This window comes from Kribbella rubisoli (assembly GCF_004217145.1).
In the GTDB taxonomy this organism is placed as follows: domain Bacteria; phylum Actinomycetota; class Actinomycetes; order Propionibacteriales; family Kribbellaceae; genus Kribbella; species Kribbella rubisoli.
On sequence record NZ_SHKR01000011.1, the window covers coordinates 1195307 to 1219132 of the forward strand.

31 protein-coding genes are annotated in these 23826 nt (G+C 66.9%); all 31 read right to left on the reverse strand.

What is annotated here, in order from left to right; genetic code table 11:
* Positions 1 to 25: 25 nt before the first annotated feature.
* Positions 26 to 847 (reverse strand): type I methionyl aminopeptidase, encoded by an 822-nt coding sequence (map, locus tag EV645_RS08605; RefSeq protein WP_130441468.1) that lies wholly within the window; start codon positions 845 to 847, stop codon positions 26 to 28.
* A 26-nt stretch (positions 848 to 873) separates the two neighbouring features.
* Positions 874 to 1446: an adenylate kinase gene (locus EV645_RS08610; RefSeq protein WP_198681520.1), complete on the reverse strand. Its 573-nt coding sequence runs from the start codon at positions 1444 to 1446 to the stop codon at positions 874 to 876.
* The gene (secY, locus tag EV645_RS08615; RefSeq protein ID WP_130441470.1) at positions 1446 to 2747 is read right to left on the reverse strand and encodes a preprotein translocase subunit SecY; all 1302 of its coding nucleotides are present in this window, start codon (positions 2745 to 2747) and stop codon (positions 1446 to 1448) included. Before secY ends, EV645_RS08610 begins: the two co-directional genes overlap by 1 nt.
* A gap of 135 nt (positions 2748 to 2882) precedes the next feature.
* Positions 2883 to 3323: a 50S ribosomal protein L15 gene (rplO, locus tag EV645_RS08620; protein WP_130441472.1), complete on the reverse strand. Its 441-nt coding sequence runs from the start codon at positions 3321 to 3323 to the stop codon at positions 2883 to 2885.
* 1 nt (position 3324) lies between these two features.
* On the reverse strand, positions 3325 to 3507 hold the full coding sequence (gene rpmD / locus EV645_RS08625; RefSeq protein WP_020388092.1) for a 50S ribosomal protein L30: 183 nt from the start codon (positions 3505 to 3507) through the stop codon (positions 3325 to 3327).
* Positions 3507 to 4106 carry a 30S ribosomal protein S5 gene (gene rpsE / locus EV645_RS08630; RefSeq protein WP_130441474.1) on the reverse strand — a complete coding sequence of 200 codons (600 nt, stop codon included), beginning with the start codon at positions 4104 to 4106 and terminating at the stop codon, positions 3507 to 3509. The genes rpmD and rpsE overlap by 1 nt, the downstream gene beginning before the upstream one ends.
* 28 nt (positions 4107 to 4134) lie before the next feature.
* A complete protein-coding gene (gene rplR, locus EV645_RS08635; RefSeq protein ID WP_130441476.1) occupies positions 4135 to 4518 on the reverse strand; it encodes a 50S ribosomal protein L18 in 384 nt (127 codons plus the stop codon).
* Positions 4519 to 4521: 3 nt separating this feature from the next.
* Positions 4522 to 5064 carry a 50S ribosomal protein L6 gene (gene rplF / locus EV645_RS08640; protein WP_130441478.1) on the reverse strand — a complete coding sequence of 181 codons (543 nt, stop codon included), beginning with the start codon at positions 5062 to 5064 and terminating at the stop codon, positions 4522 to 4524.
* Positions 5065 to 5091: 27 nt separating this feature from the next.
* A complete protein-coding gene (gene rpsH / locus EV645_RS08645; RefSeq protein ID WP_130441480.1) occupies positions 5092 to 5499 on the reverse strand; it encodes a 30S ribosomal protein S8 in 408 nt (135 codons plus the stop codon).
* Between the two features lie 91 nt (positions 5500 to 5590).
* A complete protein-coding gene (locus EV645_RS08650; RefSeq protein WP_012923674.1) occupies positions 5591 to 5776 on the reverse strand; it encodes a type Z 30S ribosomal protein S14 in 186 nt (61 codons plus the stop codon).
* Position 5777: 1 nt separating this feature from the next.
* Positions 5778 to 6350, reverse strand: coding sequence for a 50S ribosomal protein L5 (gene rplE / locus EV645_RS08655; RefSeq protein ID WP_130441482.1), 573 nt, complete (start codon positions 6348 to 6350; stop codon positions 5778 to 5780).
* On the reverse strand, positions 6350 to 6739 hold the full coding sequence (gene rplX, locus EV645_RS08660) for a 50S ribosomal protein L24 (protein ID WP_130441484.1): 390 nt from the start codon (positions 6737 to 6739) through the stop codon (positions 6350 to 6352). The genes rplE and rplX overlap by 1 nt, the downstream gene beginning before the upstream one ends.
* 1 nt (position 6740) lies before the next feature.
* Positions 6741 to 7109, reverse strand: a complete 369-nt coding sequence (rplN, locus tag EV645_RS08665) for a 50S ribosomal protein L14 (RefSeq protein WP_012923677.1) — start codon at positions 7107 to 7109, stop codon at positions 6741 to 6743.
* A gap of 89 nt (positions 7110 to 7198) precedes the next feature.
* Positions 7199 to 7495, reverse strand: coding sequence for a 30S ribosomal protein S17 (gene rpsQ / locus EV645_RS08670; RefSeq protein ID WP_130441486.1), 297 nt, complete (start codon positions 7493 to 7495; stop codon positions 7199 to 7201).
* Positions 7492 to 7770 (reverse strand): 50S ribosomal protein L29, encoded by a 279-nt coding sequence (rpmC, locus tag EV645_RS08675; protein WP_130441488.1) that lies wholly within the window; start codon positions 7768 to 7770, stop codon positions 7492 to 7494. The genes rpsQ and rpmC overlap by 4 nt, the downstream gene beginning before the upstream one ends.
* Complete coding sequence (rplP, locus tag EV645_RS08680; protein WP_130441490.1) at positions 7770 to 8189, reverse strand: 50S ribosomal protein L16; 420 nt, start codon at positions 8187 to 8189, stop codon at positions 7770 to 7772. Before rplP ends, rpmC begins: the two co-directional genes overlap by 1 nt.
* A 3-nt stretch (positions 8190 to 8192) precedes the next feature.
* On the reverse strand, positions 8193 to 9056 hold the full coding sequence (gene rpsC, locus EV645_RS08685; RefSeq protein WP_130441492.1) for a 30S ribosomal protein S3: 864 nt from the start codon (positions 9054 to 9056) through the stop codon (positions 8193 to 8195).
* Position 9057: 1 nt separating this feature from the next.
* Positions 9058 to 9657, reverse strand: a complete 600-nt coding sequence (gene rplV / locus EV645_RS08690) for a 50S ribosomal protein L22 (RefSeq protein WP_130441494.1) — start codon at positions 9655 to 9657, stop codon at positions 9058 to 9060.
* Positions 9658 to 9707: 50 nt separating this feature from the next.
* A complete protein-coding gene (gene rpsS, locus EV645_RS08695) occupies positions 9708 to 9989 on the reverse strand; it encodes a 30S ribosomal protein S19 (protein ID WP_130441496.1) in 282 nt (93 codons plus the stop codon).
* Between the two features lie 15 nt (positions 9990 to 10004).
* Positions 10005 to 10838, reverse strand: coding sequence for a 50S ribosomal protein L2 (rplB, locus tag EV645_RS08700; protein ID WP_130441498.1), 834 nt, complete (start codon positions 10836 to 10838; stop codon positions 10005 to 10007).
* The gene (rplW, locus tag EV645_RS08705; RefSeq protein ID WP_130441500.1) at positions 10838 to 11143 is read right to left on the reverse strand and encodes a 50S ribosomal protein L23; all 306 of its coding nucleotides are present in this window, start codon (positions 11141 to 11143) and stop codon (positions 10838 to 10840) included. Before rplW ends, rplB begins: the two co-directional genes overlap by 1 nt.
* A complete protein-coding gene (gene rplD / locus EV645_RS08710) occupies positions 11140 to 11832 on the reverse strand; it encodes a 50S ribosomal protein L4 (RefSeq protein ID WP_130441502.1) in 693 nt (230 codons plus the stop codon). The genes rplW and rplD overlap by 4 nt, the downstream gene beginning before the upstream one ends.
* Positions 11829 to 12488 carry a 50S ribosomal protein L3 gene (rplC, locus tag EV645_RS08715; RefSeq protein ID WP_130441504.1) on the reverse strand — a complete coding sequence of 220 codons (660 nt, stop codon included), beginning with the start codon at positions 12486 to 12488 and terminating at the stop codon, positions 11829 to 11831. The genes rplD and rplC overlap by 4 nt, the downstream gene beginning before the upstream one ends.
* 16 nt (positions 12489 to 12504) lie before the next feature.
* The gene (gene rpsJ, locus EV645_RS08720) at positions 12505 to 12813 is read right to left on the reverse strand and encodes a 30S ribosomal protein S10 (RefSeq protein ID WP_012923688.1); all 309 of its coding nucleotides are present in this window, start codon (positions 12811 to 12813) and stop codon (positions 12505 to 12507) included.
* 359 nt (positions 12814 to 13172) lie between these two features.
* Positions 13173 to 14366, reverse strand: a complete 1194-nt coding sequence (gene tuf, locus EV645_RS08725; RefSeq protein WP_130441506.1) for an elongation factor Tu — start codon at positions 14364 to 14366, stop codon at positions 13173 to 13175.
* 74 nt (positions 14367 to 14440) lie between these two features.
* Positions 14441 to 16552 carry an elongation factor G gene (fusA, locus tag EV645_RS08730; RefSeq protein ID WP_130441508.1) on the reverse strand — a complete coding sequence of 704 codons (2112 nt, stop codon included), beginning with the start codon at positions 16550 to 16552 and terminating at the stop codon, positions 14441 to 14443.
* 71 nt (positions 16553 to 16623) lie between these two features.
* The gene (gene rpsG / locus EV645_RS08735) at positions 16624 to 17094 is read right to left on the reverse strand and encodes a 30S ribosomal protein S7 (protein WP_130384648.1); all 471 of its coding nucleotides are present in this window, start codon (positions 17092 to 17094) and stop codon (positions 16624 to 16626) included.
* Positions 17094 to 17468, reverse strand: a complete 375-nt coding sequence (gene rpsL / locus EV645_RS08740) for a 30S ribosomal protein S12 (protein ID WP_130384649.1) — start codon at positions 17466 to 17468, stop codon at positions 17094 to 17096. Before rpsL ends, rpsG begins: the two co-directional genes overlap by 1 nt.
* Before the next feature lie 278 nt (positions 17469 to 17746).
* On the reverse strand, positions 17747 to 18496 hold the full coding sequence (locus EV645_RS08745) for a maleylpyruvate isomerase N-terminal domain-containing protein (protein ID WP_130441510.1): 750 nt from the start codon (positions 18494 to 18496) through the stop codon (positions 17747 to 17749).
* Positions 18497 to 18499: 3 nt separating this feature from the next.
* The gene (locus tag EV645_RS08750; protein WP_242000279.1) at positions 18500 to 19621 is read right to left on the reverse strand and encodes a nuclear transport factor 2 family protein; all 1122 of its coding nucleotides are present in this window, start codon (positions 19619 to 19621) and stop codon (positions 18500 to 18502) included.
* A gap of 311 nt (positions 19622 to 19932) precedes the next feature.
* Entirely contained in the window at positions 19933 to 23793 is a 3861-nt protein-coding gene (locus EV645_RS08755) for a DNA-directed RNA polymerase subunit beta' (protein ID WP_130441514.1), read from the reverse strand.
* Positions 23794 to 23826: the final 33 nt, after the last annotated feature.

A 23826-nucleotide genomic window follows, 5' to 3' on the forward strand; every position in this document is an offset into this window, starting at 1 on the left:
CCGACGGGTGGACCCCCGGGGTCCGTCAATCAGCCAGTGGGCCGAACTTGACCCCGAGCTCGGCCAGCTTGGACTCGCCGCCGTCGATCGCGGTCAGCACCCACGGCCCTTGCGGAGTGAGAGTGAACGAGTGCTCGGTGTGCGCGGCCGACCGGCCGTCGTCGGTGACGACCGTCCAGTCGTCCTCGAGCGTGTGGTTGTCCTGCTTGCCGAGCGTGAGCATCGGCTCGACGGCGAGCGCCATCCCCTCGACCAGCTTCGGACCGCGGCCCGGGCGGCCGAAGTTCGGCACGTTCGGCGGCTGGTGCATGGCCGAGCCGATCCCGTGCCCGACGAAGTCCTCGACGATCCCGTACGACGAATTGGCGCGGACATGCGCCTCGATCGCCGCCGAGATATCGGTCAGCCGGCCGCCGAGCCGCGCCGCGGCGAACCCGCGCCACATCGACTCCCCGCAGATCCGCGCGAGCTCGAGAAGCTCGTCCGCGGCTTCGCCCACCGGGACGGTGATCGCGGCGTCGCCGTGCCAGCCGTCCACGATCGCGCCGCAATCGATCGAGATCAGGTCGCCGTCGGCCAGCACCCGACCGCCCGGGATGCCGTGCACGATCTCGTCGTTCACGGACGCGCAGATCGAGCCGGTGAAGCCGTGGTACCCCTTGAACGACGGGGTCGCGCCGGAGGACCGGATGTTGTCCTCGGCGATAGCATCCAGCTCGCCGGTGCTGATCCCGGCCTTGACCTGCCCGCGGAGCAACTCCAGCGTGCGGCCGACCACCAGGCCGGCCTTGCGCATCGCCAGAATCTGCTCGCGGGTCTTGATCTCGATTCCGCGGTCCCTGAACATCTCGCCTTACTTACTCGGTGACGGTCTTACTCGGTGACGGTCTTGAGAGCGGCGAGCACCCGCTCGCTCACTTCGTCGATCTCGCCGACACCGTCGACCTCCACCAGCAGGCCGCGCTCGGCGTACACCTGCAGCAGCGGCTTGGTCTCGGCGGTGTAGACGTCCTGCCGGTGCCGGACGACCTCTTCGGAATCGTCGGTCCGGCCTTCGATGTGCGCCCGCTTGGTCATCCGCTCGACGAGCACGTCGATATCGGCGACCAGCGCGACCACGGCGTCCAGCTTGTGGCCGTGGTCGGCCAGGATCTCGTCCAGCGTGCCCACCTGGGCCAGCGTCCGCGGGTACCCGTCGAGCAGGAAGCCTTCGCCGGCGTCGGCCTCGGACAGCCGGTCACGCACCATCGAGTTCGTGACCTCGTCCGGGACGTAGTCGCCGGCATCCATGTACCGCTTGGCCTCGACGCCCAGCGGTGTCTCGTCCTTCACGTTCGCACGGAAGATGTCGCCGGTGGACACGGCCGGGATATTCAGGCGATCCGCAAGCACCTTTGCCTGCGTGCCCTTGCCCGCCCCGGGCGGACCCATCAGCAACATTCTCATCAGCGCAGGAACCCTTCGTAGTTTCGCTGCTGCAGCTGAGACTCGATCTGCTTCACCGTGTCGAGTCCGACGCCGACCATGATCAGGATCGACGTACCACCGAACGGGAAGTTCTGGCTCGCGTTCAACAGGACGAGAGCGACCAGCGGGATCATCGAGATCGCCGCGAGATAGATCGCGCCCGGCAGCGTGATGCGGTCCAACACGTACTTGAGGTATTCCTCCGTCGGCCGACCCGCCCGGATCCCGGGAATGAAGCCGCCGTACTTCTTCATGTTGTCGGCGACCTCCTTCGGGTTGAAGGTGATCGAGACGTAGAAGTACGTGAAGAAGATGATCAGGGCGACGTACGTCACCATGTAGATCGGGTGGTCGCCCTTGACCAAGTTGCCCTGGATCCAGTTCGACCAGCCCTTGCCTTGCTGGAACTGACTGACCAGAACAGGGAGATACAACAGGCTCGACGCGAAGATCACGGGGATGACGCCGGCCTGGTTGACCTTCAGCGGGATGTACGTCGACGTACCGCCGAACATCTTCCGGCCGACCATCCGCTTGGCGTACTGCACCGGGATCCGGCGCTGGGCCTGCTCGATGAAGATGACCGCGGCCATGATGACCAACCCGATCGCGATCACCACGACGAACGTGGTGACGCCCTTCTGCTTGCGGATGCTCCACAGCTGGGTCGGGAAGGTGGCGACGATCTGGGTGAAGATCAGGATCGACATACCGTTGCCGACGCCGCGGTCGGTGATCAGCTCACCGAGCCACATGATCATGCCGGTACCGGCGGTCATGGTCAGCACAATCACGCTGACGGTGAACCAGTCGTCCTTGTACAGCAGCGGCTCGGTGCAGCCCTGGAACAGCCGGCCCGGCGTCCGGGCGAGTGCCACGAACGCGGTCGACTGCAGGATCGCCAGACCGACGGTCAGGAACCGGGTGTACTGGGTGATCTTGGCCTGTCCCGCCTGGCCCTCCTTCTTCAGCGACTCCAGCCGCGGGATCACCACGGTGAGCAGCTGCAGAATGATGCTGGCGGTGATGTACGGCATGATGCCGAGCGCGAAGATCGCGAGCTGCAGCAGCGCACCGCCGGAGAACAGGTTGATCAGGTTGTAGAGGTTCGCGTTCGCGCCACCCTGCGAGATCTTGATACAGGTGTGCAGCGACTGAACGTTCACGCCCGGGGCCGGCACGACCGAGCCGATCCGGAAGATCACGACGATGAAGAGCACGAACAAGATCTTCCGGCGCAGGTCCGGAGTCTTGAACGCGTTGGCAAAGGCGCCTAACACCCTGTCCTCCCACAAGTTTCCCTCGCCGCGGGCACGGCAGGGGCCTAGCTAAGCCGCTGGGCAAGAGACGAGCCAGGGCTCGTCCGACCGGCGCAGGATATCAAGCACCGGGCGTTACGAGCCCTGGACCACGTGTCACACCTCGGTCGTGGTTCCCCCGGCCGCCTGGATCTTGTCCGTGGCGGACTTGGAGAACTTGTGCGCCGAGACCTGCAGAGCCACGGTCAGTTCGCCGTCACCCAGCACCTTGACCGGCTGACCACGACGGACCGCGCCCTTGGCGACCAGTTCGGCTACGCCGACCTCGCCGCCTTCGGGGAACAGTTGTCCGAGCTTGTCCAGGTTAACGACCTGGAACTCCACCCGGTTCCTGCTCTTGAAGCCCTTCAGCTTCGGCAGCCGCATGTGCAGCGGCATCTGGCCACCCTCGAACCACTCGGGGATGTTGTTGCGGGCCTTGCTGCCCTTGGTACCGCGGCCGGCCGTCTTGCCCTTGCTGCCCTCACCACGACCCACGCGGGTCTTGGCGGTCTTGGCACCGGGCGCCGGACGCAGGTGATGAACCTTGAGCGCCATGTCAGTCGACCTCCTCGACGGTGATGAGGTGGCGAACCGCACGGACCATACCGCGGACCTCAGGCTTGTCCTCGTGGACGGCGGTGTCGCCGATCCGCTTGACGCCCAGGGTGCGCAGCGTGTCGCGCTGGTTCTGCTTGCCACCGATGCCGGAACGGGTCTGGGTCACCTTCAGGCGTGCCATCAGGACGACACCTCCGCCCGAGCCCTCAGCAGGGCCGCCGGGGCAACGTCCTCGACCGGCAGACCACGGCGCGCGGCCACGGCCTCCGGGGTCTCCAGGCTGCGCAACGCCTCAACGGTGGCGTGCACCACGTTGATGGAGTTGGACGAGCCCAGCGACTTGCTCAGGATGTCGTGGATCCCGGCGCACTCCAGTACGGCGCGTGCCGAGCCACCCGCGATCACACCGGTACCGGGAGCGGCCGGACGCAGCATGACAACGCCTGCGGCCTTCTCGCCCTGGACCGGGTGCGGGATGGTGCCCTGGATCCGCGGCACCTTGAAGAACGCCTTCTTGGCCTCCTCGACACCCTTGGCGATCGCCGCGGGCACCTCCTTGGCCTTGCCGTAACCCACACCGACGGTGCCGTCACCGTCACCGACGACCACGAGGGCGGTGAAGCTGAAGCGACGACCACCCTTCACGACCTTGGCGACACGGTTGATGGCTACCACACGCTCGATGTAGGCGGTCTTGTCCGCCTGCTGACCGCGACCACCGTCGCGGCCACGGCGCTCACCACCGGCGCCGCCTCCGCGACGCTGCTGGCCTCCGCTCATTTCGAACTACCTTCTTCCCTTGTCGCCATCAGAAGCCGAGCCCGCCCTCGCGGGCGGCGTCGGCCAGGGCTGCAATGCGGCCCTGGTACTTGTTCCCGGCCCGGTCGAACACGACCGAGTCGATCCCGGCAGCCTTGGCACGGTCGGCGATCAGGCCGCCGACGGTCTTGGCCTTGTCGGTCTTGTTGGCCTCGGCGCCGCGCAGGTCGGCCTCCATGGTGGAGGCTGAGACCAGCGTCTTGCCGGCCACGTCGTCGATGACCTGAACGAACAGGTGCCTCGAGGACTTGGTGACCACCAGCCGCGGCCGCTCGGCCGTGCCGTTGATCTTCTTCCGGACCCGGATCTGCCGACGCAGCCGGGAAGCCGTCTTCTTGGCGGAGTGCTTGTGCGGACGCAGTCCGATCGCCATGGGTTACTTACCAGCCTTTCCGACCTTGCGGCGCACCTGCTCGCCGGCGTACCGCACACCCTTGCCCTTGTACGGCTCGGGCTTACGCAGCTTGCGGATGTTGGCGGCGACCTCACCGACGGACTGCTTGTCGATGCCGATCACCGAGAACCGGGTCGGCGCCTCGACGTTGAACGTGATGCCTTCCGGCGCGTCCACCGTGATGGTGTGGCTGTACCCGAGCGAGAACTCCAGCTGGGTCGGTCCCTTGGACAGGACGCGGTACCCGACGCCGACGATCTCGAGCTTCTTCTCGTAGCCGTCCGTGACACCGGTGACCAGGTTGGCGATCAGGGTGCGGGACAGGCCGTGCAGTTCCTTGCTCTTGCGCAGGTCGTCCGGACGGGTCACGGCGATCGCGCCGTCCTCGTCGCGGTCGACCGCGATCGGCTCAGCGACGACGTGCGACAGCTGACCCTTCGGACCCTTCACAGTGACCGTCTGGCCGTCGATCGTGACGTCGACGCCGGACGGGACCGTGACCGGGAGTTTTCCGATGCGAGACATTTCAGTGGTCCTCCTTCCGGTTCTTCGTCACCAGACGTAGGCGAGGACTTCCCCGCCAACGCCCTTGTTCTTCGCCTGACGGTCGGTCAGCAGTCCCTGGGACGTCGAGATGATCGCGACGCCCAGGCCGCCGAGGACCTTGGGCAGGCCGGTCGACTTCGCGTAGACCCGCAGGCCCGGCTTGCTGATCCGGCGGACGCCCGCAATGGAGCGCTCCCGGCTCGGGCCGAACTTGAGGTCCACGATGAGGGTCTTGCCGACGGCGCCCTCCTTGGGCTCCTCCACCTTGTAGGAGGCGATGTAGCCCTCCTGCTGGAGAATGTCGGCGATACCCTGCTTGATCTTGCTGTACGGCATCGCGGTCGACTCGTGGTACGCCTGATTGGCGTTCCGCAGACGCGTCAACATGTCTGCGATCGGGTCGGTCATCGTCATGGCCTGGGGCCTCTTTCCCGCCGTGGTTTCGCCGGCCGGCGACCTACGGTGACTAGATTTTGAATGGGGAGAAGTTCGGGGGTGGAGACGGTCACCAGCTGGACTTGGTCACACCGGGCAGCTCGCCCCGGTGCGCCATCTCCCGCAGGCAGATCCGGCACAGGCCGAACTTGCGGAAGACCGCCTTCGGCCGGCCGCAGCGCTGGCAGCGCGTGTAGCCACGCACCGCGAACTTCGGCTTCCGGGCCTGCTTGACCTTGAGTGCTGTCTTCGCCACGTCAGTTCTCCTTGAACGGGAAGCCGAGCGCCCGCAGCAGGGCCCGACCCTCGTCGTCGTTCTTCGCGGTGGTCACCACGGTGATGTCCATACCCCGAACCCGGTCGATGCGGTCCTGGTTGATCTCGTGGAACATCACCTGCTCGGTCAGACCGAAGGTGTAGTTCCCAGTGCCGTCGAACTGCTTCGGCGACAGCCCGCGGAAGTCGCGGATCCGGGGCAGCGCGAGCGCCAGCAGCCGGTCCAGGAACTCCCACATCCGGTCGCCGCGCAGCGTCACGTGGGCGCCGATCGGCATCCCCTCACGCAGCTTGAACTGCGCGATGGACTTGCGGGCCTTGGTGACCTGGGCCTTCTGACCGGTGATCGCGGCCAGGTCCTTCACCGCGCCGTCGATCAGCTTGGAGTCGCGCGCCGCCTCGCCGACGCCCATGTTCACCACGATCTTGGTGAGCCCGGGCACCTGCATGACGTTGGCGTACTTGAACTCGTCCTGCAGCTTGCCGACGATCTCCTCGCGGTACTTCGTCTTCAGCCGCGGCTGGACCTTGGTCTCGGTAACTGCCGTGCTCATCAGATCTCCTCGCCGGTACGCCGGGCGATCCGGACGGACCGGAAACCGGTGTACGTCGAACCGTCGGGACGGCGCTTCTGCACCTCGACGCGGTTGTAGCCGACGCGGGTGGTCACCTTCTGCTTCTTGCCGTCCTTGTCGACCTCGACCAGAAGCGCCACGTTCGAGACGTGGATCGGGGCTTCCTGGGTGACGATGCCACCGGTGGTGCCGCCGCGCTGGGCCTGCTGCACCTTGGTGTGCTTCTTCACCCGGTTGACGCCCTCGACGATGACCTTCTCGTCGTCGGGGAAGACCTGGATGATCTTGCCCTCGAGGCCCTTGGACTTACCGGCGATCACACGGACCTGATCGCCCTTCTTCACGTGCAGCTTCTTCTGCTGGGCCATCTCAGAGCACCTCCGGCGCGAGCGAGATGATCTTCATGAAGCGCTTCTCCCGCAGCTCCCGGCCGACCGGCCCGAAGATACGGGTGCCGCGCGGCTCGCCGTCGGCCTTCAGGATCACCGCGGCGTTCTCGTCGAAGCGGATGTAGGAGCCGTCCGGACGCCGGCGCTCCTTCACGGTCCGCACGACGACCGCCTTCACGACGTCACCCTTCTTGACACCACCGCCGGGGATCGCATCCTTGACGGTGGCGACGATCGTGTCACCGACACCGGCGTAGCGCCGACCGGAGCCACCGAGAACGCGGATGCACAAGATCTCCTTGGCACCCGTGTTGTCGGCGACCTTCAGTCGCGACTCCTGCTGGATCATCTGTTGATCTCCTGGTTGTCTCGCTGGTTCTCACTCACGTGAGCCTTGCGGAACGAATAATTTCGATTGGTTGCCGGCCGGAGCCGGAACTACTTCGCCTTCTCGAGGACCTCGACGACGCGCCAACGCTTGGTCGCCGACAGCGGCCGGGTCTCCATCAGGAGGACGCGGTCGCCGATGCCGGCGGCGTTCTGCTCGTCGTGCGCCTTGAGCTTGCTGGTACGGCGGATCACCTTGCCGTACAGCTTGTGCTTGACCCGGTCCTCGACCTCGACGGTGACGGTCTTGTCCATCTTGTCGCTCAGCACCAGACCCTCACGGGTCTTGCGGCGGCCTCGCGCCTCGGGGGTCGTGCTCACGGTCTCGTCCTTCACGTTCTCGGTCATGCGTTGGCCTTCTCACTGTCGTCCGCAGTCTCGTCGGCCTCCGCCTCGGCAACCGGGGCGTCGACCTCCTCGGTGATACCGAGCGCACGCTCGGACAGCACCGTGTAGATGCGGGCGATGTCCTTGCGGACGGCGCGCAGCCGGCCGTGGGACTCCAGCTGGCCCGTGGCAGCCTGGAACCGGAGGTTGAACAGCTCCTCCTTGGCTTCACCGAGCTTGGTCATCAGCTCGTCCCGCCCGAGGTTCCGCAGCTCGGCGGCGGTCAGGGTAGCCATCAGTTCTCACCTGCCTCTCGGGAGATGAAGCGGCACTTCATCGGCAACTTGTGGATCGCGCGGCGCATCGCCTCGCGAGCGATGTCCTCCGGAACGCCGGAGAGCTCGAACAGCACGCGTCCGGCCTTGACGTTGGAGATCCACCACTCCGGCGAACCCTTACCGGAACCCATCCGGGTCTCGGCAGGCTTCTTGGTCAGCGGACGGTCCGGGTAGATGTTGATCCACACCTTGCCGCCACGCTTGATGTGCCGGGTCATCGCGATACGCGCGGCCTCGATCTGCCGGTTGGTGACGTAGTGGTTCTCCAGCGCCTGGATACCGAACTCACCGAACGCCAGCGTCGTACCGCCCTTGGCGGCGCCGGAGCGCCCCGGGTGGTGCTGCTTGCGGTGCTTGACCTTGCGGGGGATGAGCATGGTTCAGCTCTCCGTTCCGGTCGTCGCGGCCGGCTTCTCGGCCGCCGGGGCGGCCTCGGCCTTCGGTGCGTCGTTCCGGGCGTTGTTGTCGTCGCGACGACCGCCACGGTCACCACCGCGACCGCCACGGTCTCCACCGCGACCACCACGGTCGCCGCGGTCGCCACCGTCACGGCGGGCCGGACGGCCACGCTGCTGGGTAGCGGCGCGGGCAGCAGCCTGCGCCTCCCGCTCGGCGCGGGTACCGGCGACGTCGCCCTTGTAGATCCAGACCTTCACGCCGATCCGGCCGAAGGTCGTCCGGGCCTCGTAGAAGCCGTAGTCGATGTCGGCCCGCAGCGTGTGCAGCGGGACGCGGCCCTCGCGGTAGAACTCCGACCGCGACATCTCCGCGCCACCGAGCCGGCCGGAGCACTGGATCCGGATGCCCAGGGCGCCGCCACGCATGGTGGTCTGCATCGCCTTGCGCATCGCGCGGCGGAACGCCACGCGGCCGGACAGCTGCTCGGCCACACCCTGTGCGACCAGCTGAGCGTCGACCTCGGCGTTCTTCACCTCGAGGATGTTCAGCTGCACCTGCTTGCCGGTCAGCTCCTCCAGCGAGCCGCGGATGCGGTCCGCCTCGGCGCCACGGCGGCCGATCACGATGCCCGGACGGGCGGTGTGGATGTCGACCCGGACCCGGTCACGGGTGCGCTCGATCTCCACGCGGGAGATGCCGGCGCGCTCCATGCCCTTGCTCAGCAGACGACGGATCTTGACGTCCTCGCCCACGTAGTCCTTGTACAGCTTGTCGGCGTACCAACGGCTCTTGTGGTCGGTGCTGATGCCGAGACGGAACCCGTGCGGGTTTACCTTCTGTCCCACGTCAGGACTCCTTCTTCTCAGCGGTGGCCTTCTTGGCGGCCGACTTCTTCGCGGTCGCCTTCTTGGCCGGCTTGTCGGCGGCTTCTGCCTTGTCGGCGGCCTTCTTGGCCGTCTTCTTGGCGGGAGCCTTCTTCGCCGTGTCCGCGGTGTCCGCGGACTTCTTGGCGGCCGTCTTCTTGGCCGGGGCCTTCTCGACCGGCTCGTCGGTGACGCGCGGGGTGACCACGATGGTGATGTGGCTGGTCCGCTTGTCGATCCGGGTGGCCCGGCCCTGCGCACGCGGGCGGTGACGCTTCAGCGTCGGACCCTCGTCCACGAGGACCTTGGCCACGACCAGGTCGGCCCGGCTCAGGTGCTCGGTGCCCTCGGCGTTCGCCGCGGCGCTGTCGACGACCTTGTACACGGTCGCGGCAGCGGCCTGCGGGGCGAACTTCAGAGTGGCGAGTGCGTCGTCGACGCCCAGACCGCGCACCAGATCACCCACGCGGCGCGCCTTCATCGGCGTCACGCGGACGAAGCGCGCGACCGCGAAGGCCCCGGGCTGCTCGCCCAGCAGGCTCTCGCGACGGGCGCTGATCGCCCTACGCTCTTGAACGCTCATGATGTTCGAATCTCTCCGTAGGTTGCTTTCGCTTCGTCACTGACCATGGGTCAGCGACGCCGTGACTTCCGGTCGTCCTTCTCGTGACCCTTGAACGTCCGGGTCGGTGCGAACTCGCCGAGCTTGTGCCCGACCATCGCGTCCGTCACGAACACCGGCACGTGCTTGCGGCCGTCGTGCACCGCAATCGTGTGGCCGATCATGTCCGGCACGATCATCGATCGGCGGGACCAGGTCTTGATGACGTTCTTGGTGCCCTTCTCGTTCTGCACCTCCACCTTCTTCGCGAGGTGGTGGTCGACGAACGGGCCCTTCTTCAGGCTGCGTGGCATTCTGGCCGGCTCCTATCAGCGCTTCTTGCCGGCCTTGCGGCGCCGGACGATCATGCGGTCGCTTTCCTTGCGGGTGCGGGTGCGGCCCTCAGGCTGACCCCACGGGGACACCGGGTGGCGACCACCCGAGGTCTTACCCTCACCACCACCGTGCGGGTGGTCGACCGGGTTCATCGCGACACCGCGGACGGTCGGGCGCTTGCCCTTCCAGCGCATCCGGCCCGCCTTGCCCCAGTTGATGTTCGACTGCTCGCCGTTGCCGACCTCACCGAGGGTGGCGCGGCAGCGCACGTCGACCATCCGGACCTCCCCGGACGGCATCCGCAGGGTGGCCATCCGGCCTTCCTTCGCGACCAACTGGATGCTGGAACCGGCGGAGCGGGCCATCTTGGCGCCACCGCCCGGCCGCAGCTCGACCGCGTGGATGGTGGAACCGACCGGGATGTTGCGCAGCGGCAGGTTGTTGCCGACCTTGATGTCCGCGGCCGGGCCGTTCTCGACGACCGTGCCCTGCTGCAGGTTGGACGGGGCGAGGATGTAGCGCTTCTCGCCGTCCACGTAGTGCAGCAGCGCGATCCGCGCGGTGCGGTTCGGGTCGTACTCGATGTGCGCGACCTTGGCCGGCACGCCGTCCTTGTCGTACCGCTTGAAGTCGATCAGCCGGTACGCCCGCTTGTGACCGCCACCGTGGTGCCGGGTGGTGATCTTGCCGGAGTTGTTCCGGCCGCCCTTCTTGGGCAGCGGACGCAGCAGCGACTTCTCGGGGGTCGAACGGGTGAGCTCGACGAAGTCGGCCACACTCGAGCCACGGCGGCCCGGGGTCGTCGGCTTGTACTTGCGGATTCCCATTACGACTGGCCTCCGAAGATATCGATGCGGTCGTCACCCTTGAGGGTCACGATCGCCCGCTTGGTGTCGGGACGCTTGCCGAAACCACTGCGGGTCCGGCGGCGCTTGCCCTTGCGGTTCAGCGTGTTGACGTCGGCGACCTTGACCTTGAACACCTTCTCGACCGCGAGCTTGATCTCGGTCTTGTTGGCGTCCGGGTCGACCTCGAACGTGTACTTCTGCTCGTCCAGCAGGCCGTAGCTCTTCTCGCTCACGACCGGCCGGCGCAGCACGTCACGGGGGTCCTTGTTGACTCCGTGGCTCATGCCTCTACCTCCTCGGCCTCAGTCGACGTAGCGACGGCCTTGACGGACTTGCCCTTGGGCGCGCCGGCGACGAACGAGTCGAGCGCGCTCTTGGTGAACACGACCGCGTCGCTGCACAGCACGTCGTACGCGTTGAGCTGGTCGGCCGCGATCAGGTGCACGTGCTGCACGTTGCGCAGGCTCAGCCAGGTCAGCTCGTCGGCGCGGTCGACCACGACCAGCGCCTTACCCGGGTCGGTGACCTGGGAGAGCACCTTCAGCGCCGACTTGGTGGAGGGCGTGTCGCCGTCCACGAAGCTCTCGACGACGAACACGCGGCCGTCGCGGGCCCGGTCCGACAGCGAGCCGCGGAGCGCGGCGGCGATCATCTTCTTCGGGGTCCGCTGGCTGTAGTCGCGCGGCACCGGGCCGTGGACGACGCCACCGCCGGTGAACTGCGGCGCGCGGGTCGAACCCTGGCGGGCGCGACCGGTGCCCTTCTGGCGGTACGGCTTGGCGCCACCGCCGGACACCTCGCCCCGGCTCTTCGCCTTGGCCGTACCCTGACGGGCCGCTGCCAGCTGGGCCACCACGACCTGGTGGATCAGCGGCACGTTGACCTGTACGTCGAACAGCTCGGCCGGAAGCTCGGCGGAGCCCTTCTTGCTGACCTTGTCGCCCTTCACGACGACGACGTCGACGGTGCTCACTTCGCAGCTCCCTTCGCGGCGTTGCGGATCAGCACCAGACCGCCCTTGGGGCCGGGTACGGCGCCCTTGAGCAGGATCAGGCCGCGCTCGGTGTCGATCGCGTGCACGCTGATGTTCTGCGTCGTGATCTGCTCGGCGCCCATCCGGCCCGCCATCCGCAGGCCCTTGAAGACCCGGCCCGGGGTGGCGCAGCCGCCGATGGAACCCGGCGAACGGTGCTTCTTGTGCACACCGTGCGTGGCGCGGAGGCCGTGGAAGCCGTGCCGCTTCATCACACCGGCGAAACCCTTGCCCTTGCTGGTCGCGGAAACGTCGACCCGCTCACCGGCCTCGAAGGCCTCGGCCTTGATCTCCTGGCCCAGGGTGTACTCGCTGGCGTCGGCGGTGCGCAGCTCCATCAGGTGGCGCCGCGGCGTCACGCCGGCCTTGTCGAAGTGGCCGCGCAGGGGCTTGGTCACCTTGCGCGGGTCGATGTCGCCGAAGGCGATCTGGACGCCGTCGTAGCCGTCCCGGTCCGCCGTGCGGACACCGGTGACGACGCAGGGCCCGGCCTGGATCACGGTGACGGGGACGACACGGTTGTTCTCGTCCCAGGTCTGGGTCATGCCGAGCTTGGTGCCCAGCAGACCGCGCGTGTTCTTGGTAGCAATGCTCATTGGCTGTTCGCGTCCCTCAGAGCTTGATCTCGATGTCGACGCCGGCCGGCAGGTCGAGACGCATCAGCGAGTCGACGGTCTTCGGCGTGGGGTCGATGATGTCGATGAGCCGCTTGTGGGTGCGCATCTCGAAGTGCTCGCGGCTGTCCTTGTACTTGTGCGGCGAGCGGATGACGCAGAACACGTTCTTTTCCGTCGGCAACGGCACCGGGCCAGCAACCTTCGCACCAGTACGCGTCACCGTGTCGACAATCTTGCGTGCCGAACTGTCGATGACCTCGTGGTCGTAGGCCTTCAGCCGGATGCGGATCTTTTGTCCCGCCATCGCTTCGCTTCGTCCTTCTCTATCGTCTTTCGGTGCGTTGCTCCGACCCCCGCGGTCGGGTGTGTCGCGTACGCGGCACGCGCGTGACCCACCGCTTCTTCGACCTGGGATGGTGATCGGGGCCCGGTCTCGGACCGGACCTCGGCATGGTCTCCGGTCCGGCGCACCAGCCAGATCGGAATGATCTGGGGCGCGCCCCGGCGGCCTCGCCTGAGCAACCTGAATATTGTGCCAGAGATCGGCGCCGAAACGCCAATCGGTTGGCTCCACGCCCGATCCGGTACCACCTGAGCGCCGGATCAGGCGCAAAGCAGAGGTCCGCGGGGCTCAGACTGCGAGCCCTCGCGGACCTCGTGGGATCACTTGAGGATCTTGGTGACCCGGCCGGCGCCGACAGTGCGGCCACCTTCACGGATCGCGAACTTCAGACCCTCTTCCATGGCGATCGGCTGGATCAGCTCGACCGACATGTCGGTGTTGTCGCCCGGCATGACCATCTCGGTGCCCTCGGGCAGCGTGACGACGCCGGTGACGTCCGTGGTGCGGAAGTAGAACTGCGGACGGTAGTTCTGGAAGAACGGCGTGTGCCGGCCGCCCTCCTCCTTCGAGAGGATGTAGACCGAAGCCTCGAAGTTGGTGTGCGGGGTCGTGGTGCCCGGCTTGATGACGACCATGCCGCGCTCGACGTCCTCGCGCTTCGTGCCGCGAAGCAGCAGACCGACGTTCTCACCGGCCTGGCCCTCGTCGAGCAGCTTGCGGAACATCTCGATGCCGGTGACCGTGGTGGTCTGCTTCTCCGGACGGATGCCGACGATGTCGACGGTCTCGTTGATCTTGACCACACCGCGCTCGATCCGGCCGGTGATGACCGTACCGCGACCGGTGATGGTGAAGACGTCCTCGACCGGCATCAGGAACGGCTTGTCGACCTCGCGCTCCGGCTGCGGGATGTAGGAGTCGACCGCGTCCATCAGCTCGATGATCGACTCGCCCCACTTGGCGTCGCCCTGCAGCGCCGGGTGTGCGGCAACCCGCACGATCGGCGCGTTGTCGCCGTCGAACTCCTGCTCCGAGAGCAGCTCGCGAACCTCGAGCTCGACGAGCTCCAGGATCTCCTCGTCGTCGACCATGTCGCACTTGTTCAGCGCGACGACCATCGCCGGCACGCCGACCTGACGGGCGAGCAGCACGTGCTCACGCGTCTGCGGCATCGGGCCGTCGGTGGCGGCGACGACCAGGATCGCACCGTCCATCTGGGCCGCACCGGTGATCATGTTCTTGATGTAGTCCGCGTGACCCGGGCAGTCGACGTGCGCGTAGTGCCGGGCCTCGGTCTGGTACTCGACGTGCGCGATGGAGATGGTGATACCGCGCTGACGCTCTTCGGGCGCCTTGTCGATCTGATCGAAGGCCGACGCCTCGTTGAGGGTCGGGTACTTGTCGTGCAGCACCTTGGTGATCGCCGCGGTAAGCGTGGTCTTACCGTGGTCGATGTGACCGATGGTACCGATGTTGACGTGCGGCTTGGTCCGCTCGAACTTCGCCTTCGCCACTGGGGCCCTCCTGGATAAATGTTGACTACGCCGTACGCCGACGCGCTTTGGGTGTGGTGGTCAGGAGCGAGAGATTACTCGCCCCGGGCCTTCTTGATGATCTCTTCCGCCACGTTCTTCGGAACCTCGGCGTAGGAATCGAACTGCATCGAGTAGGACGCGCGGCCCTGGGTCTTGGACCGCAGGTCACCGACATACCCGAACATCTCGGACAACGGCACCAGAGCCTTCACGGCCCGGCTGCCACCGGGGCCCTCGTCCATCGACTGGATCTGGCCACGGCGTGAGTTGAGGTCGCCGATCACTTCGCCCATGTAGTCCTCGGGGGTGATCACCTCGACCGCGAACATCGGCTCGAGGATGACCGGGGTCGCCCGCCGCGCCGCGTCCTTGAACGCCATCGAACCGGCGATCTTGAAGGCGAGCTCGGAGGAGTCGACATCGTGGTAGGCGCCGTCGGTCAGCGTGACCTTGACGTCCACCATCGGGTAGCCGGCCAGTACGCCGAACTCCATCGCTTCCTGCGCGCCCTCGTCCACCGACGGGATGTACTCCCGCGGGATCCGGCCACCGGTGACGGAGTTGACGAACTCGTAGCCGCCTTCGCCGCCGGCCTCGACCGAGGTCGGCTCGATGTTGATGATCACACGCGCGAACTGACCCGAACCGCCGGTCTGCTTCTTGTGCGTGTAGTCGACCTTCTCGACCTTCTTCTTGATCGTCTCGCGGTAGGCCACCTGCGGCTTGCCGACGTTGGCCTCGACGCGGAACTCGCGCTTCATCCGGTCGACCAGCACCTCGAGGTGCAGCTCGCCCATACCGGCGATGATCGTCTGGCCGGTGTCCTCGTCGGTCCGGACCTGGAAGGTCGGGTCCTCCTCGGCGAGCCGCTGGATCGCGACGCCAAGCTTCTCCTGGTCGGCCTTCGACTTGGGCTCGATGGCGACCGAGATGACCGGAGCCGGGAACTGCATCGACTCCAGCACGACCGGCTTGGCCGGGTCGGACAGGGTCTCACCGGTGGTGGTGTCCTTCAGGCCCATCACGGCGACAATGTGGCCGGCGCCGATCGACGCGATCTCCTCACGCTTGTTCGCGTGCATGCGGTAGATCTTGCCGATCCGCTCCTTGCGGCCCTTGGTCGGGTTCAGCACCTGGGTGCCGGTCTCGAGCTTGCCCGAGTAGACCCGGATGAAGGTCAGCTTGCCCAGGTGCGGGTCGGCCGCGATCTTGAACGCCAGCGCCGAGAACGGCTCGTCGTCGGCCGGCTTGCGCAGTACGACCTGCTCCGAGTCCTTGACGTCGTGGCCCTCGATGGCCGGAACGTCGAGCGGGCTCGGCAGGTACGCGTTGATCGCGTCGAGCAGCGGCTGGACGCCCTTGTTCTTGAACGCCGTGCCGGTCAGCACCGGGGTCAGCTTGCTGGCGATGGTCGCCCGCCGGATACCCGCGACGATCTGCTCCTGGGTGGGCTCGTCGCCCTCCAGGTACATCTCCATGATCTCGTCGTCGGCCTCGGCCAGCGTCTCGATCAGCTTGTCGCGCCACTCGGCGGCGATCTCGGTGTGGGTGGCCGGGATCTCCTCGACGGTGTAGTCCTCACCCATCGTGGTCTCGCCACGCCACGTCAGCGCGCGCATCCCGACCAGGTCCACGACGCCGATGAAGTCGGCCTCGGAACCGATCGGCAGCTGCAGCACCAGCGGCACCGCGGCCAGCCGGTCGACGATCATGTCGACACAGCGCATGAACTCCGCGCCGGTCCGGTCCAGCTTGTTGACGAAGCAGATCCGGGGCACGCCGTACCGGTCGGCCTGGCGCCACACGGTCTCGGACTGCGGCTCCACACCGGCGACACCGTCGAACACGGCGACAGCGCCGTCGAGGACGCGCAGCGAGCGCTCCACCTCGACGGTGAAGTCGACGTGGCCCGGGGTGTCGATGATGTTGATGGTGTGGTCTTTCCAGGTGCAGGTCGTCGCGGCCGACGTGATCGTGATGCCGCGCTCCTGCTCCTGCTCCATCCAGTCCATCGTGGCGGCGCCGTCGTGGACCTCACCGATCTTGTAAGTGATACCGGTGTAGAAGAGGATCCGCTCGGTCGTCGTCGTCTTGCCGGCGTCGATGTGGGCCATGATCCCGATGTTGCGAACCTTGGCCAGGTCGGTGGTGATTTGTACGGCCACCTCGGTGGTCTACCTCTCGATTCTGTACTGCTGTCAAAGGGTGAGCGCTGGGGTCCGGATCGGACCCCGGATCACCAGCGGTAGTGGGCGAAAGCCTTGTTGGCTTCGGCCATCTTGTGCGTGTCCTCGCGACGCTTCACCGACGCACCGAGACCGTTGGACGCGTCCAGGATCTCGTTCATCAGGCGCTCGGACATGGTCTTCTCGCGACGGGCGCGGGAGTACGACGTCAGCCAGCGCAGCGCCAGCGTCGTGGAGCGACCGGGCTTGACCTCGATCGGCACCTGGTAGGTGGCACCACCGACGCGGCGGCTCTTCACCTCGATGCTCGGCTTCACGTTGTCCAGCGCACGCTTCAGCGTGATCACCGGGTCGGTGCCGGTCTTGGTGCGAGTGCCCTCGAGCGCGTTGTAGACGATGCTCTGCGCGATCTGCTTCTTGCCGTCGACCAGGATCTTCGAGATCAACTGGGTGACGAGCGGCGAACTGTAGACCGGGTCGATGATGACCGGGCGCTTCGGGGCGGGGCCCTTGCGCGGCATTAGCTCTTCTCCTTCTTCGCGCCGTAGAGGCTGCGAGCCTGCTTCCGGTTCTTCACACCCTGGGTGTCGAGCGAACCGCGGATGATCTTGTACCGGACACCGGGGAGGTCCTTCACGCGGCCGCCGCGGACGAGCACGATCGAGTGCTCCTGCAGGTTGTGGCCGACGCCGGGAATATAGGCGGTGACCTCGATACCGCTGGTCAGGCGGACACGCGCAACCTTACGAAGCGCCGAGTTCGGCTTCTTCGGCGTGGTCGTGTAGACGCGCGTGCACACACCACGACGCTGAGGGGAACCCTTCAGGGCCGGCGTCTTGTTCTTGGACACCTTGTCCTGGCGGCCCTTGCGGACCAGCTGGTTAATGGTGGGCACCGCGTGGGTCTCTTTCTGTCGTCCGGCTGGGTTTGTAGCTCTTACCTGACCCCCGCGGTCGGGTGTGTCGCGTGCGCACGGGCACACCGAGGCCTTAATCTCAAGACTGTCGGCAAGAAGTCCCGTGCCACGCGGCCCGACCCGTTGGACGAGGGGCACGCATGACGGCCCAAGGAAGACCCCGGGCACGATCGTTAAGACTAGCGGGTGCCTCAAGCACGGTCAAAATGAGTAATCAACCGCCGTCAAGGAGCTTCCGCTTTTCTAGTGTACAAGGCCTACGCAGTGGCCCTCGCAGCGAGGAAATCCGCCGCCGCCCCGGCGTCTCCCTCGACCGTCAGGACAGTAGCCGGCAAGCGCTTCCACAGGCATAGCTCGAGCTCCGACGCGGTCCCCGACAGGACCGCTTCGCCGTCCGCCCGGCCGCGCTCGACCCGCGGCCGATCGCCTTGTGACACAGGGCTCAGCGTCCATTCGTGGCCGGAATCGATGGCGCGTACCCCGATCGGCCGGGTCACCGCCGGCGCGAATCCGCGGGCCGCCATCCGGGGCAGGAACACCTCGAACACTTCGTCCACCCCGTCAGCCGCGATCTCCGCAGGCACTACGGCCAGACCGGGATCGACCTGCTCACCCGCGGCCAGGCCGGCCTGAGTCAGGTCCACAAGGTGGATCACCGTCTCATTAAGCCGTCGCCGGGCCCAGAACTCCGCGCGCTGGTCCACCGGCGCGAAATTCCAGCACGGTTCGTCCGGGTCGACCGCGCGGATCGCAGCCAGGAGGGCGGCGGACGTACCTGCGTACCAGTCCGCCCAGGAGATCGTCGTACGCAGAACCTGCGGGACCTTCTGCGACCTACCGCTGAGCAGCACCGACGCTGCCCAGCGCTGTCCTGAGCCCAGGTGCAGGGCCAGGTCGGCGACTGTCCAGCCGGGGCACGCCGGCACGACGGCATCCGGATCGACCCAGCCGAGGGCGGCCGAGAAGTCCTCGGCCGCCCGCTCGAACTCGGAAGGGTGGTCGAGCACGTGTCAGGCGCGGAACTCGACGTCGGTGATCAGGCCGTCGATGACGCGGTACAGGCCGAGTTGCGGGGTCGGCCCGCCGTCGTCGTACGACACGACGTGCTCGACGACCCACTCCCCCAGCATCAGACGCTGGACGACTTCGGTCTTGCACTGGCCGGCGTCGAAGCGCGGGCGGTAGTGCTCGCGCAGGAACCGCCGGCCCTTCAGCTCGGTGCCGTCGGCGAGCAGGATCCGCGCCGTCGGCGAGTACATGGCCAGGAAGGCCTCGAGGTCATGCGCGTCGAACGCGGCGTGCTCGCGGCTGATCACCCGGGCGGCCGGGGTGTCGGCGGTGACGGCCGCGACCGTCGCCATACCCAGATCGGCCAGCGGGGCCTGCGCGGAAGCCGCAGGAGGGGCTGCAGAAGGGGCTGGAGTGGCTTTGGGGGCAGGGGGCGGGGTCTGCCGGGTAGCGGGGCCGGCAGGTGCCTCCTTGACCGTTGTGGCCGGTTTGGCGGCTGACGTCGTCCGCCGGGTCGAGGTCGTCTTCTTGGCGGCCGGGGGTGGGACGAGGAGCTTGCCGTCGTCACCGGGCTCCTCGCCGAGGTGGGCAATAGCCCAGTCGAGAGCCTTGGTGACGGCAGCGCGTGATTCTTCGGTGTGGTCGAGCATGTCGAACCCGTGGTGCCCTTTCGGTACGTCGATGATGTCCAGCGCGGCGCCTCCCGCGGAAACGAACTCCGCGACCGGACCGGCGAGCTCCTCACGCTCGAGTCCAGCTCTGGTCAGCAAAACCGGCAGGTCCTTGTGTTTGCCGATCACTTCGGCGGCGGTTACCAAATCGTCGACACCGGGCGGGGTGGCGAGCAGGGGGTAGGTCAGGGCGACGAACCGCAACCAGTCGGGGCGGCTGTCCAGCCACTCCCCGGCCAGCAGGCCGGCGCCGGAGAAGAACCACAGGCCGACCCGATCAGGGTCCACCCGCGGATCCGAACGCAGTACGCCGACCGCGGCCTCCACCTCGTCCGCGGCCGCGACCAGTCGGTCGAGACCGTGGATCAGGCTGTGGTCGACGACCGCCGCGACCAGGCCTCGCCTGGCGGCCGCGGTCGCATAGCCCTTGTAGACCGGCCACTCCCGAGGCATGACCTCGAGACCGGCAGGTCCAGGACCCCCGTGCACAAAGAGAATTGCACCGCCTCGGGCGGTCCCGGGCGGGCGGTACAGATCGATCTCCCCCAAGCGATCGACACGTACATCGGGACCATCCAGAACCCCCAAGACGAAAGGCCGCAGGTAGGCCGGCAGATCCGTCATGCACCAATCTTGGCCTATCCCGCCCACACTTTCAGCCGCCACCCCGAGTGTCTTGTCCAAGCCTCGTCGTACCGGCGCGTAAATGCCGCGAGGGCGGCACCCCCGGATGGGGATGCCGCCCTCGGCGGTGTGACTGCGAATCAGTTCTGGTAGGAACCGAGGTCGAAGTCGTCGAGCGGGACCGACTGGCCCGAGGACGGGCCGAAGTCGTAGTCGTACGACTCGTAGCCGACCATCGAGTACATCGCGGCCTTCGCCTCCTCGGTGGGCTCCACCCGGATGTTGCGGTAACGGTCCATGCCCGTACCGGCCGGGATCAGCTTGCCGATGATGACGTTCTCCTTCAGACCGACCAGCGAGTCGGACTTGCCGTGGATCGCGGCCTCGGTGAGGACGCGGGTCGTCTCCTGGAAGGAGGCGGCCGACAGCCACGACTCGGTCGCCAGCGAGGCCTTGGTGATACCCATCAGCACCGGACGACCCGAGGCCGGCGTACCGCCCTCGGCCACGACGCGACGGTTCTCCGCCTCGAACATGATCCGGTCCGCGAGCTCACCCGGCAGCAGCTGGGCGTCGCCCGACTCGATCACCGTGACCCGGCGCAGCATCTGCCGGACGATGATCTCGATGTGCTTGTCGTGGATGGCCACACCCTGCGACCGGTACACCTCCTGGACCTCGTCCACCAGGTGCTCCTGCGCCTTGCGGACACCCAGGATCCGCAGAACCTCCTGCGGGTCCGGCGTACCCTGCGTCAGCTGCTGACCGACCTCGACGTGCTGACCCTCTTCGATCAGCAGGCGGCCACGCTTCGACACCGGGTAGGCGACCTCCTCGGAACCGTCGTCCGGGGTGAGCACCAGCTTCCGGGTCTTGTCGGTGTCCTCGATCGAGATCCGGCCGGCGGCCTCCGAGATCGGCGCCTTGCCCTTGGGCTGGCGGGCCTCGAACAGCTCGACCACACGCGGCAGACCGTGGGTGATGTCATCACCCGCGACACCACCGGTGTGGAAGGTACGCATCGTCAGCTGCGTACCCGGCTCACCGATGGACTGGGCCGCGATGATGCCGACCGCCTCGCCGATGTCGACCGGCTTGCCGGTCGCCAGCGAACGGCCGTAGCACTTCGCGCAGGTACCGGTCTTGGCGTCACAGGTGAGCACCGACCGGACCTTGACCTCTTCGATCCCGGCCGCGACCAGCTTCGCGATCGACACGTCGCCCAGGTCGGCGCCGCCGGCGAGCACGACGTTGCCGTCGGCGTCCAGGGCGTCGGTGGCCAGGGTCCGCGCGTACGCGCTGGTCTCCACGTTCTCGGCGTGGACGACCTTGCCGCTCGGGTCCTTCTCGCCGATCTGCTTCGGCAGGCCCCGCTCGGTGCCGCAGTCCTCCTCGCGGATGATCACGTCCTGCGAGACGTCCACCAGACGACGGGTCAGGTAACCCGAGTCGGCGGTCCGCAGCGCGGTGTCGGCCAGACCCTTCCGCGCACCGTGGGTGGCGATGAAGTACTCGACCACCGACAGGCCCTCGCGGAAGTTGGACTTGATCGGCCGGGCGATGATCTCGCCCTTCGGGTTGGCCACCAGACCACGCATACCGGAGATCTGCCGGATCTGCATCATGTTGCCTCGGGCACCGGAGTGCACCATCATCCAGATCGGGTTGTCCTTGGCGAAGTTCTCCTCCATCGCCTTACCGACCTCGGCGTTGGCGCCGGTCCAGATCTCGATCAGCTCCTGACGCCGCTCGGATGAGGTGATCAGACCCCGCTCGAACTGCTTCTGGACCTTCTCGGCCTGAGCCTCGTACCGAGCCATGATCTCCGGCTTGGACGGCGGCGTGCTGAAGTCGTCGATCGACACGGTGACACCCGAACGGGTGGACCAGTAGTAACCGAGGTCCTTCAGCGCGTCGAGGGCGTGTGCGACCTCGACCTTGGTGTACCGCTCCGCCAGGTCGTTGACGATCCCGCCGAGCTGCTTCTTGCCCACCTCGGTGTCGACGAACGGGTAGTCCGCCGGCAGCGCCTCGTTGAACAGCGCCCGGCCCAGCGTGGTCTCCAGCGCGAAACCGCCGTCGGCCAGCTCGGCCGCGTCGGCCGGTGCCGCGGAACCGCTCAACCGCAGCGAGATCTTGGCCTGCAGCGCCAGCTCGTGGCGGTCGAAGGCCATGATCGCCTCGGCCACCGAGCTGAAGGCCCGGCCCTCGCCCTTGGCGCCGTCCTTGAGCATCGTCAGGAAGTAGATGCCGATGATCATGTCCTGCGTCGGCATCGTGACCGGACGGCCGTCGGCCGGCTTCAGGATGTTGTTGGTCGACAGCATCAGGATCCGGGCCTCGGCCTGCGCCTCGGCCGACAGCGGCAGGTGCACCGCCATCTGGTCACCGTCGAAGTCCGCGTTGAACGCGGAGCAGACGAGCGGGTGGATCTGGATCGCCTTGCCCTCGATCAGCTGCGGCTCGAACGCCTGGATACCCAGCCGGTGCAGGGTTGGTGCACGGTTGAGCAGAACCGGGTGCTCGGTGATGACCTCTTCCAGCACGTCCCAGACCTGGGCGCGCTGACGCTCGACCATCCGCTTGGCGGACTTGATGTTCTGCGCGTGGTTGAGGTCGACCAGCCGCTTCATCACGAACGGCTTGAACAGCTCCAGCGCCATCGCCTTCGGCAGACCGCACTGGTGCAGCTTCAGCTGCGGGCCGACCACGATGACCGAACGGCCCGAGTAGTCGACGCGCTTGCCCAGCAGGTTCTGCCGGAAACGACCCTGCTTGCCCTTGAGCATGTCGGACAGCGACTTCAGCGGCCGGTTGCCCGGGCCGGTGACCGGACGACCGCGGCGGCCGTTGTCGAACAGCGCGTCGACGGCCTCCTGCAGCATCCGCTTCTCGTTGTTGACGATGATCTCCGGCGCGCCCAGGTCGAGCAGCCGCTTGAGCCGGTTGTTCCGGTTGATCACCCGGCGGTACAGGTCGTTCAGGTCCGAGGTGGCGAACCGGCCACCGTCGAGCTGAACCATCGGCCGCAGATCCGGCGGGATCACCGGGACGCAGTCGAGCACCATGCCCATCGGGCTGTTGTTGGTGGCCAGGAACGCGGTGACGACCTTGAGCCGCTTCAGGGCACGCGTCTTGCGCTGGCCCTTGCCGGTCTTGATCGTCTCGCGCAGGTTGTCCGCCTCGGCCTTCAGGTCGAAGGTCTCCAGCCGGCGCTGGATCGCGGCGGCACCCATGGCGCCCTCGAAGTACTTGCCGAACCGCTCCTTCATGGCGCGGTACAGGATCTCGTCGCCCTCCAGGTCCTGGACCTTGAGGTTCTTGAACCGGGTCCAGACCTCGTCGAGGCGGTCGATCTCGCGCTGCGCACGGTCGCGCAGCTGCTTGACCTCACGCTCGGCGCCTTCCTTCACCTTGCGGCGTACGTCGGCCTTGGCGCCCTCGGCCTCGAGCTGCGCCAGGTCCTCCTCGAGCTTCTTCATCCGCTGCTCGATGTCGTTGTCACGACGGTTCTCGAGCTGCTTGCGCTCCACGTCCACCCGGCCCTCGAGCGAGGACAGGTCGCGATGCCTGGCCTCGTCGTCGACGTCGGTGATCATGTACGCCGCGAAGTAGATGACCTTCTCCAGGTCCTTCGGGGCGAGGTCGAGCAGGTAGCCGAGCCGCGACGGGACACCCTTGAAGTACCAGATGTGGGTGACCGGCGCGGCCAGCTCGATGTGGCCCATCCGCTCGCGGCGCACCTTGGAGCGGGTGACCTCGACGCCACACCGCTCGCAGATGATGCCCTTGAAGCGAACGCGCTTGTACTTGCCGCAGTAGCACTCCCAGTCCCGGGTGGGACCGAAGATCTTCTCGCAGAAGAGACCGTCACGCTCGGGCTTGAGCGTCCGGTAGTTGATCGTCTCCGGCTTCTTGACCTCGCCGTGCGACCACTGGCGGATCTCATCCGCGGTCGCCAGGCCGATCCGAAGCTCGTCGAAGAAGTTCACGTCGAGCACGATGTGTTATCTCCCGTTGCTAAAAGTGGTCTG